The sequence below is a fragment of the Novosphingobium sp. genome, from assembly GCF_965229225.1.
Classification (GTDB): Bacteria; Pseudomonadota; Alphaproteobacteria; order Sphingomonadales; family Sphingomonadaceae; genus Novosphingobium.
Genome location: NZ_OZ245867.1, coordinates 828,187 through 841,567, shown reverse-complemented (window position 1 = coordinate 841,567; position 13,381 = coordinate 828,187). Strand labels below are relative to the sequence as shown.

Below are 13,381 nucleotides of genomic sequence, written 5' to 3'. Positions count from 1 at the left end.
GGGCAGGCCGATTCGGAACGCATTCGGCAGGCCGCCAAGCAGGCGACGCCGGTGGTTTTGCGCGATCCTGTTGCCCGAAATCCGCAGCTTCCGGGAAATGCGCAAATGCCGGTCATTGACATCGATTATAAAATAATCAGATTATGTTTGCAGTTGTTGGGGAGTGTCGGGGATCCGGCGGCAGCGGGAGTTTGAGATCATGAAGTCAGTGTGGACGCAGAGCGCCTGCCGGACAGCGGCTTGGGCCATATCGACCGGAATCGTGGCAGGCGCGATGCCTGGTGCCGCACTGGCCCAGTCAGCTGCGCCCGCAGCGGCAAGCCCTGACGCGTCCGAGATCGTCGTCACGGCCCGCAAGCGCGAGGAGCGGCTGTTCGATGTACCGGGCGCTGTCTCGGCAGTCAGCAATGCGCAAGTCGAGAAGCTTCGCCTGTTCGATGCGCGCGACCTGCTCAGCCTCACGCCGAGCGCATTCCTGCAGGAGAACAACGCCGGCACCGCGCGCGATTTCAGCATCCGCGGGGTTGGTACGCCGACCCTGTTCGCCGAACCGGGCGTTGCCACTTATGTCGATGAAATCTACTCGAGCGGCTTCATCAGCTATCCCACCCAGTTCTTCGACCTCGAACGGGTTGAAGTGCTGCGCGGACCGCAGGGCGCGCTCTATGGCCGCAACGCCGTCGGCGGCGCCGTGAACGTGATTTCGAAGAACCCCGATGATAAATGGGGTGCCAGCCTGCAGGGCACCTACGGCACATTCGACCGCTATGAACTGCGCGGCATCGTCAATGCGGCGCTCACCGATGGGGTCGGCATTCGCGTCTCGGGGTGGAAATTCAAGCAGAACAAGGGCGAGTACTTCAATCCAGTCACCAAACGATATCTCGATGCGAACGATACCGAGGGTGGCCGCATCGTTGGCAAGTTCGACCTTACCGACAAGATCTCGCTGCGGATCGTGGCCGAGCACAATGAAGGCGAAACTGCCGGCACCTATCTGTTCTTCCCGACCGCAGGCGAAACGGCCAAGACCGTGAGCCGCGACACCCAGCCAACCAACAGCTTCGATACGACCCGCGTTTCGAGCGAATTGGGCATCAAGACGGATCTTGGCACGTTCACCCTGATCAGCGGTGGTCGCAACTATACCCTTGACGGGGTGGAGGACACCGACCTCTCGACCGATCTGTTTCCGACGCCGACACTGTCGTCGCTCGGCAAGCAGATCAGCACACGCCGCAATCATGTCGAAAGCCGCTTTGCCGAAGCCCGCTGGCTCTCGCCGGACTGGAACGGCATCAGCCTGCTGGTTGGCGCGACCTATCTGAATGACAAGGCGACCGGCACGATCCTGACTGATCTGAACGGCCTTTCGCTGGCCTTTTCGGGCGGTGCTGCCCCGTTCACGCTTGGCATTGCCAACAACCAGTCCGTCAAGAGCTGGGCGGGATTTGCCGAAGCGACCTGGAAGATTACCGATACGGTCAGCCTGATCGGCAATCTGCGCTATACCAGCGACGACAAGTCCGTGGACTTCCTGTTCACGCCGAGCCCGACGCTCATCGGCTTCGTCGGACCGTCGCAGGCGGTCAAGCGCACGCGCACTTTCAACAACTGGTCGCCGGGCGCCACGCTTTCGTGGAGCCCGAGCGAGGCGGTGCGGGCCTATGCCAAGATCCAGACCGGCTTTCGCGCAGGTGGCTACAACTTCAACGTCGCGAAGAGCGCGAACCTCGACTATGATTCTGAAACTTCAGTCAATTATGAGGTTGGCGCCCGCTTCAAGGTGGCCCCGGTGCATGCCGCTCTGGGTGTCAGCGCCTATTACCTGACCCAGAAGAATGTGCTGGTGCCCTTCTTCGATTTCACCGCACCTCCCGGGCTTCAGGGCTATCTCGACAACGCCGGCAGGGCGCGGACGTTCGGCCTTGAGGTCGAGGCGTCGGTCCAACCCGTTGAAGGTTGGACCATCAGCGGTTCGCTCGGGGTGCTTGACGGCAAGTTCAACGATGGCGCGGTCAATGGCGTGTCGCTCAAAGGCAAGGAACTGCCCGCCGCGCGCAAGCTGACCACCTCGCTCAGTACTGCCTATCGCCGCCCGATTACCCGGAGCATCGACGTGCTGTTCAACGCATCGTGGACCCACCGGTCGTCGGGTTTCCAGGATGTGCAGAACCTGTTCGCCATCGGCGGCAACAATCTGATCAACCTTTCGGCCGGTGTCGACTTTGGCCCATTCGATCTGCTCGGCTTTGTCCAGAATCTCGGAAATGACCGCTACGACATCGCCTTTGGCGGCAATCGCAACGGCCAGTCCGGGGTGATCCGGGCGCAGGGGCGCACCTACGGAGTATCGGCGCGCGCCAAGTTCTGACAGAGACCCGCGCGATGACCCGATCCCGGCTCAGGAACGCGCGCATCTGGAACGGTGTCGATGATGGCTATGCGCCGTTCACCAGCATCACCGTTTCCGATGGACGGATTGCCGGGATCGGTGACGATGGGGCGGTTGACGAGGAGGTCGATCTCGGCGGCAAAGCCATGCTGCCCGGCTTCATCGATGCGCACTTCCATGCCTATGCAGCGCTCGTCGATACCCCGGCGCTGGAGCAATTGCCGCTGAGCTATCTGGCGCACCACGCCACCCGGCTGATGGCCGATGCGCTGGGGCGCGGCTTTACCACCGTGCGCGATGCGGGCGGTGCCGATTGGGGGCTGGCGCGCGCGCTTGCCGAAGGGCTCATCCCCGGACCCAGACTGTTCCGGTCTGGCCGGGCGCTCTCGCAGACCGGCGGCCATGGCGACAGCCGCGTCCACCGGGGCGAGCCGTGCAGCTGCGGCACCATCGGCAACCTGTCGCGCGTCGTGGACGGCGTAGAGGCCGTGCGCCTCGCAGCGCGCGAGACGCTGGCGGGCGGGGCGGATCAGATCAATATCTTCGTCTCGGGCGGCATCTCCTCGCCCACCGATCCGATCGCCATGCGCCAGTATTCGGGCAGCGAGATCCGCGCCATTGTTGCGGAGGCGCGCGGCCGGCAGACGTATGTGATGGCCCACGCCTATACTGCCGAGGCGATCATCCATGCCGTCCGCAATGGTGTGCGATCAATCGAGCATGGCAATCTGCTCGATGAGGAGACTGCCGCCGCGATGGCCCGCGCTGGGGCGTTTCTGGTGCCGACATTGGTCGCTTATGAAGCGCTGACGGCCGAAGGCAAAGCGTTTGGCCTTTCGGAAGTTTCGGCGGCCAAGATCGCCGATGTGGCCGGGCGCGGCGCGGACGCGGTGCGCCTTGCCCGCGCTGCCGGGGTTGCCATCGGCTTCGGCACCGATCTGCTTGGCGGCCTGCACCCGTGGCAATTGGGCGAGTTTCGCCTGCGCGGCGCTATCGATGCTCCCGTGGATGTGCTGCGATCGGCCACAAGCGTCAACGCGGCGCTGCTCAATCGGACGGGCGAACTGGGTGTCATCGCGCCCGGCGCCCATGCCGATTTCGTCGTTGTTGACGGCGATCCGCTCAGCGATCTGGCGGCCATCTGGGATGGCGGCATCAAGGCGGTGTGGCAGGCCGGCAGGCGCGTCCGCTAGGCAGCGCGGGCGGTCAGCCGCAGTAATGCCGCAACAACAGCCCGGCCCAGTGCCTCGTCGTTCCAGCGGTGGCCAGCGGCTGGCGCGATCGTCAACCGAGATCCCGACCAAGCTTGGGCGAGGTCCCAGGCCGCGCGCGGCGGCGTGCACATGTCGCTGCGCCCTGCGATGATTTCGCCGGGGATCGCGGCAAGACTCGCGGCATTGGCGAGGAGCTGGCCGGGGGTGAGGAAATAGTCGGCCTGATCGAAGTGCGCGAAGATGCGGGTTGCAGCGATGTCCCTTGCATCCATTGCGTCAGGCTCATCGGGCGGTGGCGGTGCATGGAGATCGAGCGTCTGCGCCTCGGCATGGCCGAGGATGGTTGCGGCCGGCGCGTGGATCGCCGAATCTGGATCGAGAATGCGCTTGAGGAAAGCAGCGCGCGGATCGGTGCGTTCGGCTTCACTCAACAGGCTGTCGCGCGCGGCGAACACCTCTGGAAACACGGCGCGGCCGCCCTCCCACCACCAGTGCTGGTCTGCCGCATCGGCCAGAAAGACGCCGCTGACGAGCAGGCCGAGCAAACGGTCCGGGTGCGTCTGGGCATAGGCCAGCGCCAGTGTCGAGCCCCAAGAGCCGCCCACGACGATCCAGCGCGCAATACCGCGTGCCACGCGCAGCGCTTCGATATCGGCAATCAGATCGGCGGTCGTATTGTTCTCCAGCGACCCGAACGGCGCCGATTGCCCACAGCCGCGCTGATCGAAGAACACCCCGCGGTGCCGCGCCGGATCGAGCAGGCGGCGGTAATAGGGCTTGATCTGCCCGCCGGGCCCGCCGTGGAGGACGAGTACGGGAACGCCCTCTTCGGGACCGGTTTCCTCCCAATGCACGACATGCCCGCCTGTCACCGCCAGCATCCCCTCGGCGCGTGGCCTTGGCACAGGCGGAAAGAAGGCAGTGTCGGTGCGGAAGACATTGGGCAGGGTCACGGCTTTGGCCTCCTTCGCGACAGGCCGGAAAAATCGATCAGCGACGGGCGCCAACGGTCGATGGTGACCCCGATCAGGTCTGCCCGGTGAGCGATGACCGGGTTGGCGGCAAAGATCATCACCAGGGGCCGCGCCTTTCGCAGCCGGGCGTCGATCTCGGCATAGGCGGCGGCGCGTGTTGCAAGATCGCGGCTCGCGAGCGCCGTGTCGATCAGACCATCGATGGCGGGATCGGCGATACCGCTGCCATTGGTGCCGGCGGCAAGACCGCGCGCCGAATAGAGCGCATCGAGCATGGCACCGGGATCGGGCGTGTCATTGCTCCAGCCGGTGTAGATCAGCCCGAAATCGCCGCTGGCCTGAAGCGCCTGCATCGCCCCCGGTGATCGGCGTTCGATGCGCACGGTCAGCCCGGCGTCGGCGAGGTTGGCCTGCAGAAACTCCGCCACCGGCCCGAGCAGCGCGACCAGCAGCACGATCGGCTCGCCCTTGTAGCCAGCGGCCTGTACCAGCGCGCGGGCGCGGGGCAGGTCACGCGAAGGCGTTTCGCCGATGCGATAGCCCGGTGCGCCGGGCGGCAGATAGCCGCCGATCTGGATGGCGTTACCCTTCAGGATCTGGCGCCTGAGGCCGTCATAATCGACAGCGAGCGCGACCGCTTCGCGCAGGCGCTGATCGGTCAGCGGGCCCTTTGCGGCATTCAGCTGCAGGTAGCTCAGCGACGATCCGCCGGGGACGGTGGTGACCGCCACACCCGGCAGCGCGCGATAGCGATCCACCAGCACGGACGGCACGATGTCGGTCAGATCGACATCGCCGCGTTCGAGCAGCAGGCGGCGGACGCCTTCATCGGGCAGCGCCCGGATGACGACCCGCTGGAACTGGCGGGGTGGGCGGAACGCCTTCGGGTTGGCCACCAGCTCGATCGCTTCACCCGGGCGATTGGCGGCGATGCGGTATGGCCCCGAACCGGCGGAGTGATCGGCGAGCCAGCTTTTGCCGTCGTCGTTGCCGGCAAAGGCTCTGGGGTTGATGATCGAGGCCGCCACAAGGCTCAGTTGCTGCATCGCCGGGGCGTAGCGGCGCTTGAGGTGGAGCGTCAGCGACAGCGGGCCGGTAACTGTCACGCCGCCCAGAAATTCGACGCTGCCAGCCGGCGCGCGGCCGATCCGCACCAGCCGGTCGAGCGAGGCCTTGACCGCGCCTGCATCGACCGGGCTGCCGTCATCGAAGCGGTGGCCGGATTGCAGGCGGACGGCGATTGAAAGTCCATCGGGCGCGACAGTCCAGTCCTGCGCCAGCTCGCCAACCGCTTCGGCTGTCGGAGACGCAGGATCGAGGCGGGTCAGCTGTTCATAGACCTGATCGAGCACCGGGGCTTCATTGGCGCCCGCAGCCACCGCCGGATCGAGGCTGGTGGGCGTGAAGGCCTTGGCGACGGTCAGCGTCGCCGCGCGCTCTGCCGGGTTGGCGGCGGGCATGCAACCGGTGGCCAGCGCGGCAGACAGGATGAGGACACGCTTCATGGGCGGAGGAGGGCTGGCGCATCGGCCGGCCAATCAGGCGCCGGGCCCGGATCGCGCGCCATGCGCAATCCGGGCAACCGCAGAAAGCTGACGATGACCGCGCCGTCCTCGAAGCGCAGATGTGGGTCCTGCACGCAGCCGGTTTTGTCCGCTGCCGCGTAGAATCGCTCGCCAAGCCAGCGCAGTTGCAGCCAGTCGCCCCCTGGCCAGAGCGGTCCAGCCCGCAGCCGCAGCCGACCTTCGCCATCCAGGCCGATCTGCAAGCTTTCCGGCAGATCGGGATGGCGATAGAGGCCGAGCAACGCCGCCGGATCGGGCGGTATGCCGCTGGCTGCGGGCAGAAGCTGCATCCGGATATTGCCTTCCTGCCGCACGATCGAGGCGGGCGGGAACGACAGGTCGCCTGCGATCTCGAAACAGATCGGTTCGACCCCTAGGTTGCGGCGATAGCGGCCATCTGGCTGCATCGGGATACGCCGACCACCGACGTTGATTTCTCCTGGGCAGCCCGAAAGATTGAGCGAGAAGCCATGCTCCGCGCTTGCGTAAAGCGCGGTCCACCGCGGTTCGGGCGGCGATGGAATTGCCAGCCCGGGTGTCATCGCCGGGTCTGGCGCAATGCCCCACCGCAGTGTCAGCAATTCGCGGACGCGCTCGAACCAGTTGATGTCGCTGCGATTGCCGAGAATGACGGCGGCGCTGCCATGATCGGGTGCGAGCAGGAACTCGCCCGCCCACTGGTTGATCTGGCCCGAATGGCCCAGCGTCAGCCGACCTCCCAGCGACTGACGCATGAAGCCCAGCGCATAGCCGCTTGGCGAGCCATCGCTGTGCGGCACATTGGCACCAAGCCTTGCCCGCCAATCGCGCGGATTGGTCTGCAGCCAGCGGAGCCAGGCGATCATGTCGGCGAGCGAGGCAACGATGCCGCCGGCAGCGCCATAGGCGAGGTGCGGATCACAGGCACTCAAGCCATCGGGCGTGACGGCATGGGCCAGCGCCATGTTTGCCAGTGCGGCGGTCGGCGCATCGAACAGACGGGCATCCGCCATCCCTGCGGGCGAGAACACGTGAGTCTGCAAGAGCGTCGCCAACGGTGCGCCTGCGGCCCGCTCGGCAGCAAGCTGGAGCAGCAGGTAATTGCTGTTGGCATAGACCGTGCGGCTGCCCGGCGCAAAAATCCGGCTGCGCTGCGCCAGTTGCAGCGCGAGGACAGCGTCGAGCCCAACTCCCTCGCGCCCGCTGTCGCCGGTGACGAGCCAGTGCAGCGGCGGTCCCTCGGGCAAACCGCTTTGCATCGCGAGCAATTGCGCCAGCATCGGGGGTTCCGCCGCCCGCAGTTCGGGCACCCAGCGCGTGATGCAATCGGATAGCGCCAAACGCCCGGCGTCAGCCAGCGCCAGCAGGACCATGGCGACCATGGGCTTGGTCATGCTGGCGATGCGGAACCGCGTTTGCGGTGTGATGGCCGCACCCGTTGCCGTGTTCGCAAGGCCAAAGCAGCCCTGCCAGACAGGCGCGCCATCCTCGACAATGGCCGCAGCGCAGCCGGGGGCATCCGGCGCGATATCGGCGAAAAGCGCAGCGAAAGTCATGCGACGAGCCCCGGGATCGAAGGAGCGGCAGCGATCAACCGCTGCGTGTAGGGCATATGCGGATTGCCGAGCACGTCGGCGGTCGGTCCGGCCTCGACGATGCGCCCCGCCGCCATGACGATGACGCGGTGGCACAAGTGGCGGATGACATCGATGTCGTGACTGATGAGCAGATAGCCAAGGCCGCGAGCCGCCTGAAGATCGAGCAGCAGGTTGAGGATCTGGGCCTGAACCGAAAGGTCGAGCGCGGACGTCGGCTCGTCGAGTATGATGACTTTGGGTTCGACAACGAGGGCGCGGGCCATTGCCACGCGCTGCCGCTGTCCGCCGGAAAGCTGGTGCGGCAACCGGTCGATGAAATCACTGCTCAGCCCGACCGCGCCGAGCACGGCCATGACCAGATCGTGGTGGTTGCTGGCCGGCGCATGGATGGTCAATCCTTCGGCGATGATCGCGCCGATGCGCTGGCGCGGATCGAGCGAGCCATAGGGATCCTGAAACACCAGTTGCAGCGCGCGGCGGGCTGCCAGTGGCCGGGACCGGCTTTGCCTCGGCATCAGCTCCCCGGCGACGCGCACCCGGCCCGCGCCCGCGTCGATCAGCCCGGCGGCAACGCCCGCCAGCGTGCTCTTGCCGCAGCCGCTTTCGCCGATGATGCCGACACATTCGCCAGCCTCGACATGCAGCGAAACATCGCTGAGCGCCTTGACCTCGGTCGCCCCGCCGAACAACCCGGCGCGGCGACGATAGGTGACACTCAGTCCTTCGAGCGCGAGTACCGTGTTCACGCGGGCACCGGAAGGTGTGTGCGCGGTGCACAGAGCGCAGGAAGCGCAGCCATCAACTGCCTTGTGTACGGGGTGGCCGGGTTGGCGATGACACTGCGGGTCGCGCCGGTTTCGACGATCTCGCCATGGCGCATCACCGCGATCCGCTGCGTCAACTGCCAGACGACGGCGATATTGTGGCTGATGAACAGGACCGCCGTTCCGCGCCGGGCGGCGGCATCGGTCAGCAGGGACAGAACTTCGGCCTGCACGGTCACATCGAGCGCCGTTGTCGGCTCGTCCGCGATAAGCAGATCGGGTTCGAGCGCAAAGGCCTGCGCGAGCAGCACGCGCTGCAACTGGCCGCCGCTGAGGCGCGACGGCAGCGACGCGAGGATGCGCGCCGGATCGGTCAGACCCATCACGGCGAGGCTATCCTCGGCCAACCGCCGCCTCGCCGAACGGTCGCCGCGCCCATGGTGGGCCAGCACCAGATCGATCTGCCGGCCGACCGTCAGCACCGGGTTCAGCGCGGTCATCGGCTCTTGAGGCACATAGGCGATGCGGCGGCCAAGCAGCGCCCGCCATGCCGCCGGGGGCAGCTGCCGCAAGTCCTGTCCGCCAAGCTGCAATGTGCCCGAGGTGATATGGCAGCCGGGCGGCAACAGCCCCATCACCGCCAGCGCGACGGTCGATTTGCCCGAGCCGGATTCGCCAACCAGTCCAAGGATTTCGCCGGGCTCGAGCCACAACGAGACGCCCTTCACGGCAGGCTTGTCGCCATAGGCGATGGCCAGATCCGCGATCTCCAGCAGCACGCTCATCGCGCTTCCTGCCGTGGATCGAGCCAGTCGCGCAGCCCGTCGCCGAGCAGGATGAAGCCGAGCGCGGAAATCGCGACGGCAAGGCCGGGCAAGACTGCGCACCACCATTCGTACATGATCGTGGTGCGGCCATCGAAGATCATGGCGCCCCATTCGGCAGTCGGCGGCTGCGCACCCAGACCGACGAACGACAGCGCGCTCGCCATCACCAGCGCGCTGCCGAGCGCGGCTGAGGCAAAGGTGACGATGACCGGCGCAAGGTTGGGCAGGATATGCCGGCCGAGCAGCGCGGCGAAGCTTGCACCCATGGCACGCGATGCCGCGATGAAGGGCCTCTCGCGCAAGGACAGCGTTTCGCTGCGGAACAGCCGCAGGTTGAAGGGCACGCCAAGCAGCCCGAGCACGAGCACCAGATTGCCAAGGCTGGGGCCTAGCGCTGCGGAAAGCGCAAGCGCGACGACGATGGCAGGGATCGAGAGGGCAATATCGACCAGCCGCATGACCAGCGTATCGATCCAGCCGCCGGCCAGCGCCACCGCCGCGCCGAGCAGAGCGCCGAAGCCGACCGACAGCGCGACGATCCCGATGGCAACCCCCAGTGAGGCGCGACCGCCCCAGAGGATGCGAGACAGGATATCGCGGCCGAGCGCATCGGTGCCGGCGGGATGTCGCCAGGATGGGGGCTCAAGAATGGCGCCGACATCGGGCACGTTCGGCGGCCATGGTGAAAGCCACGGCGCCGCAAGGCTGACGACGATCATGAAGCCGGTGATCGCGGCGCCGGCAACGAGGGCAGGGGGGTAGCGGCGGATCATGCCAGCCGCACCCGCGGATCGACGGCGGCCAGCAACAGGTCGGCGAGGAGATTGACGACGACATAGGCGGCCGAGGCGATCACCGCAAAACCCATCACCACCGGAAAATCGAGATTGCCGATGGCGCTGACGACGAACTGCCCGGCGCCCGGCCAGCCAAACACGGTTTCCACGGATACCGAGCCATACAGCATCGCGGCAAGCGAGGCCGCGACCACAGAAATCAGCGGCGACAGCGCATTGCGCAAGGCATGCACGCGCACGATCGTCCCTTCCGGCAGGCCCGACGCACGCGCCACGCGGATATAGTCCTGCGCCATGACGCCAAGCATCTGGTTGCGGGTGAGTCGGGCAAGCAGACCAAGATCGAGCAGCGCGAGGGTGAACACCGGCAAGGCCAGATGCGCGCAGGCGGTGCGGAACCCGGCGAGGTCTCCGGCCAGCAAGGCATCGATGGTGAAAAGCCCTGTCACGGCGGGCGGCGGCGTGCCGGTAAATCGCCCTGAAGCCGGAAACCAGCCAAGTTCGCGGTAGAACAGGATGATCAGGATCGATCCGAACCAGAAGGCCGGGATGGCCGCGCCGGCCACTGCCATGATCCGCACCGTGCGATCGGCAGCGCCATTCCGCCGGAGCGCCGCCACGACGCCCAGCGGGATACCGGCCACCAGCGCGAGCAGCAGGGCGGCGCCCATCAGTTCAAGCGAGGCCGGTGCCTTGGCGAGAATCGCTTCGGCGACCGGTCGGCCATCGACGTTGGACGTGCCCAGATCGCCGTGCACGAGCCGCCCGAGGTAGCGGGCATATTGCGCGGCAGCAGGCTGATCGAGCCCGAGATCGAGCCGGACCCGCGTGACGGCTTCCGCCGATGCCTGCGGCCCTGCCACCAGCCGCGCCGGATCGCCCGGGGCGAGATGTGCGATGGCAAAGGTGATCACCGACACGCCAAGCAGCACGACCGCTAGAAAGCCGAGTCTTCGAGAAATGAAGCCCAGCATCAGGCCGGGCGAAGCGGCGGGTTGGCGCGGCCAAGACGGCGTCCGGCAAAGACCGAAATCATCAGCGCGATAACCACCACGAGCAAAGTCCGCAGATCGATCAGGCCGAGCGTCGGCGCGGCGGCATCACCGACGGCTTTCGACCAGACATTGGTGCCGCCGTGAATGAAGATCGCCGGCCAGAGGCTGCCACCGCTGCGATTGACCGCATAGACGGCGCAGATCGACAGCGCGATGCACAGGATCAGGAATACCGTCTGGTTGGCCACCCAGATGCCGGGATCGAACGGCCCGAGAAAGGCCGGTATCTCGCGCGGGAGATGCCAGGCCCAGTGCATGATGCCGAGCAGCACCGCCGCCAGCCAGGCCGATTTCATGCGATCCTGCAGGAGCGGCCCGGCAAAGCCGCGCCAGCCGAGTTCCTCAAGGCTCCCGCCTTCATCGAGGAACAGCCCGATCACTGCGCCAAAGACCGCGCCGCCGCCAATGGCGCGCAGCCGGTCAAAGGGATCGACGCCCGGCCCGGCCACGAAATCGTATACCGCAAATCCGGCTGCATAGATGCCGAGCAGGGCAGCGTAGAGCAGCAAGGCATCCGCCCTGCTGCGCTCCGGGCCGAAAGGGTGGAGGCGTGAGAGCAGGCGTTTCAGGCCGCCGCCACCGCCAAGCGATGCGATGACCAGTGCGGAGATCGAAGGGGCTGCGGCAAAGATGAAGATGCCGGACAACACCGGCTGTTTGCCGACTTCAACCGCGATGGTGACAAGGTTGATGTACCACGGGCCATCCATGATGTTCTGGGCGAGCGCGCCGAGCGCGGCGGCGGTTTCCGGCCGCAGGATGAACATGGTGATCGAATAGGCCATGACCGCGCTGACGATCAGCAAGGCCAGCAGATAGAAGGCCAGCACCGGGCGGCGTTGGGCAAAATTCCGCATGGCTGGCCGTTCCCTCCTGCTTGGCGTGATAATGCCGCAATCTGGCGCAGCCCGTGGGCCGACGCAAGAAAAACATAATTGAATTATTTTCTGCCCAGTTCAGAACGCCATCACCCCGGTCGGGCTGTAGAGCATGGCGAAGCTGGTGAAGCGCATCACTTCGGTGAGGGTGTCAAATTCGGCACGCACCGTGAACGCATCGGTTTGCCGGACGATCGGCAGATAGGCGAGCATTTCGGCGGCGTTGCGGCTGAGCATGACATAATCGACGACATAGGGCCCGGAAGGGCTGAACAGCGCCGGCAGCGGCCTCGCGAGCGCTGCGGCGGCTTCTTCGGCAAGCTGGTGGCAAGCGGTGGCGGGGGAAGGGGTGAGCACCGAACGCCAGCCGAGAGATTGCTTGACCGTGACCAGGGCAGCGTCCGGCGCGTAGCGCTTTGCATCATCGGTGGCGGCCTGATCGCCGCTGACCAGCACCACCGGCACGCCATGTTCACCGGCCAGCGCGGCATTGAGCCAGCCTTCGGAAATGCTGATCCCGTTGACCAGAATGTCGCGATAGGCCCCGCCGTGATAGGTGTGGGCGAGCGTTCCGCCAGTCCCCTGCATGCCGTTGTGGAAGCCGACAAAGGCCGTGGCGGCAACGCCGGGCAGTTCGATGCCCTGCATCTGGAGCAGAGGACGCGGCCAGGATCGCACGAGCCTGACGCCATCAGGGAGCAGGGCAGGATCGATGTTGTGGGCGTTGCCATGGCCATCGGCGACGATCACTTCGTCATACCCGCCAGCCAGCGCCGCATTGGCGACTGCCATGACCTCATCAGCCATCCAGCGCCTTGCCGCCTGCCATTCCCAGCCATCCGGCATCAGTGCGAAATTCGCCGAGACCCCGGCGCAACCCTCGATATCGGCACAGATGAAGAAACGGCGCATATGAGACTCCTGCTTGGCACAGTAAACATAAACGGATTATGTTATCCTGACCAGACGCCTTGGCGAGGAGCCACCGTTCATGCCGATCACCGATATCATCGATACCCAGGTCGATGCCTATAACCGGGGCGATACGGCTGCATTTGTCGCCACTTACGCGGCCGATGCAGTGTGCACGCGCATTCCTTCGGGAACCGTGATGGCAGCCGGTCGCGGCCAGATCGCCGAGATCTGGGGGGCGATGTTTGCGCGCTCGCCGCGCACCTGCGTGGTGCGCAACCGGATGGTGCAGGATGATTTCGTCGTTGATCACGAACAGGTCACGTTGCACGCGACTGGCGCGGTTATCGATGCCCTTGCCATCTATCGCATCGCAGACGGTTTGATCGCACAGGTCTGGTTTCCCGATGTCGCGACCTGACG

Annotated in this window: 12 protein-coding genes; 3 read left to right on the top strand and 9 right to left on the bottom strand. The window is 65.9% G+C overall.

Translation table 11 applies throughout. The features are described 5' to 3' along the window. Positions 1-199: 199 nt before the first annotated feature. Positions 200-2,374, top strand: a complete 2,175-nt coding sequence (locus tag ACO06X_RS03585; protein WP_421838629.1) for a TonB-dependent receptor — start codon at positions 200-202, stop codon at positions 2,372-2,374. 14 nt (positions 2,375-2,388) lie between these two features. Then, entirely contained in the window at positions 2,389-3,588 is a 1,200-nt protein-coding gene (locus tag ACO06X_RS03580; protein WP_421838628.1) for an amidohydrolase family protein, read from the top strand. On the opposite strand, the gene ACO06X_RS03575 is transcribed toward ACO06X_RS03580, so the two are convergent. The 9 genes from ACO06X_RS03575 to ACO06X_RS03535 all read right to left on the bottom strand — a co-directional run bounded on the left by ACO06X_RS03575 (position 3,585) and on the right by ACO06X_RS03535 (position 12,958). Next, the gene (locus ACO06X_RS03575) at positions 3,585-4,562 is read right to left on the bottom strand and encodes an alpha/beta fold hydrolase (protein ID WP_421838627.1); all 978 of its coding nucleotides are present in this window, start codon (positions 4,560-4,562) and stop codon (positions 3,585-3,587) included. The two genes, ACO06X_RS03580 and ACO06X_RS03575, sit on opposite strands and share 4 nt — an antisense overlap. After that, complete coding sequence (locus tag ACO06X_RS03570; protein ID WP_421838626.1) at positions 4,559-6,088, bottom strand: ABC transporter substrate-binding protein; 1,530 nt, start codon at positions 6,086-6,088, stop codon at positions 4,559-4,561. The genes ACO06X_RS03575 and ACO06X_RS03570 overlap by 4 nt, the downstream gene beginning before the upstream one ends. Further along, positions 6,085-7,683, bottom strand: a complete 1,599-nt coding sequence (locus tag ACO06X_RS03565; RefSeq protein ID WP_421838625.1) for a serine hydrolase domain-containing protein — start codon at positions 7,681-7,683, stop codon at positions 6,085-6,087. Before ACO06X_RS03565 ends, ACO06X_RS03570 begins: the two co-directional genes overlap by 4 nt. Then, positions 7,680-8,471, bottom strand: a complete 792-nt coding sequence (locus ACO06X_RS03560) for an ATP-binding cassette domain-containing protein (protein ID WP_421838624.1) — start codon at positions 8,469-8,471, stop codon at positions 7,680-7,682. Before ACO06X_RS03560 ends, ACO06X_RS03565 begins: the two co-directional genes overlap by 4 nt. Further along, positions 8,468-9,274 (bottom strand): ABC transporter ATP-binding protein, encoded by an 807-nt coding sequence (locus ACO06X_RS03555; protein WP_421838623.1) that lies wholly within the window; start codon positions 9,272-9,274, stop codon positions 8,468-8,470. Before ACO06X_RS03555 ends, ACO06X_RS03560 begins: the two co-directional genes overlap by 4 nt. After that, complete coding sequence (locus ACO06X_RS03550) at positions 9,271-10,089, bottom strand: ABC transporter permease (protein WP_421838622.1); 819 nt, start codon at positions 10,087-10,089, stop codon at positions 9,271-9,273. Before ACO06X_RS03550 ends, ACO06X_RS03555 begins: the two co-directional genes overlap by 4 nt. After that, positions 10,086-11,087, bottom strand: a complete 1,002-nt coding sequence (locus tag ACO06X_RS03545) for an ABC transporter permease (protein ID WP_421838621.1) — start codon at positions 11,085-11,087, stop codon at positions 10,086-10,088. Before ACO06X_RS03545 ends, ACO06X_RS03550 begins: the two co-directional genes overlap by 4 nt. After that, on the bottom strand, positions 11,087-12,025 hold the full coding sequence (locus ACO06X_RS03540; RefSeq protein WP_421838620.1) for a CPBP family intramembrane glutamic endopeptidase: 939 nt from the start codon (positions 12,023-12,025) through the stop codon (positions 11,087-11,089). The genes ACO06X_RS03545 and ACO06X_RS03540 overlap by 1 nt, the downstream gene beginning before the upstream one ends. A gap of 99 nt (positions 12,026-12,124) precedes the next feature. Further along, complete coding sequence (locus tag ACO06X_RS03535) at positions 12,125-12,958, bottom strand: M55 family metallopeptidase (protein WP_421838619.1); 834 nt, start codon at positions 12,956-12,958, stop codon at positions 12,125-12,127. A gap of 79 nt (positions 12,959-13,037) precedes the next feature. Here ACO06X_RS03535 and ACO06X_RS03530 point away from each other — a divergent pair, with 79 nt between their 5' ends. After that, positions 13,038-13,379, top strand: coding sequence for a nuclear transport factor 2 family protein (locus tag ACO06X_RS03530; protein ID WP_421838618.1), 342 nt, complete (start codon positions 13,038-13,040; stop codon positions 13,377-13,379). Positions 13,380-13,381 lie beyond the last annotated feature (2 nt).

Coding starts and splice junctions, on each gene's coding strand:
- ACO06X_RS03585 (WP_421838629.1), top strand. CDS start 200: ATGAAGTCAGTGTGGACGCAGAGCGCCTGCCGGACAGCGGCTTGGGCC.
- ACO06X_RS03580 (WP_421838628.1), top strand. CDS start 2,389: ATGACCCGATCCCGGCTCAGGAACGCGCGCATCTGGAACGGTGTCGAT.
- ACO06X_RS03570 (WP_421838626.1), bottom strand. CDS start 6,088: ATGAAGCGTGTCCTCATCCTGTCTGCCGCGCTGGCCACCGGTTGCATG.
- ACO06X_RS03565 (WP_421838625.1), bottom strand. CDS start 7,683: ATGACTTTCGCTGCGCTTTTCGCCGATATCGCGCCGGATGCCCCCGGC.
- ACO06X_RS03555 (WP_421838623.1), bottom strand. CDS start 9,274: ATGAGCGTGCTGCTGGAGATCGCGGATCTGGCCATCGCCTATGGCGAC.
- ACO06X_RS03550 (WP_421838622.1), bottom strand. CDS start 10,089: ATGATCCGCCGCTACCCCCCTGCCCTCGTTGCCGGCGCCGCGATCACC.
- ACO06X_RS03545 (WP_421838621.1), bottom strand. CDS start 11,087: ATGCTGGGCTTCATTTCTCGAAGACTCGGCTTTCTAGCGGTCGTGCTG.
- ACO06X_RS03540 (WP_421838620.1), bottom strand. CDS start 12,025: ATGCGGAATTTTGCCCAACGCCGCCCGGTGCTGGCCTTCTATCTGCTG.
- ACO06X_RS03535 (WP_421838619.1), bottom strand. CDS start 12,958: ATGCGCCGTTTCTTCATCTGTGCCGATATCGAGGGTTGCGCCGGGGTC.
- ACO06X_RS03530 (WP_421838618.1), top strand. CDS start 13,038: ATGCCGATCACCGATATCATCGATACCCAGGTCGATGCCTATAACCGG.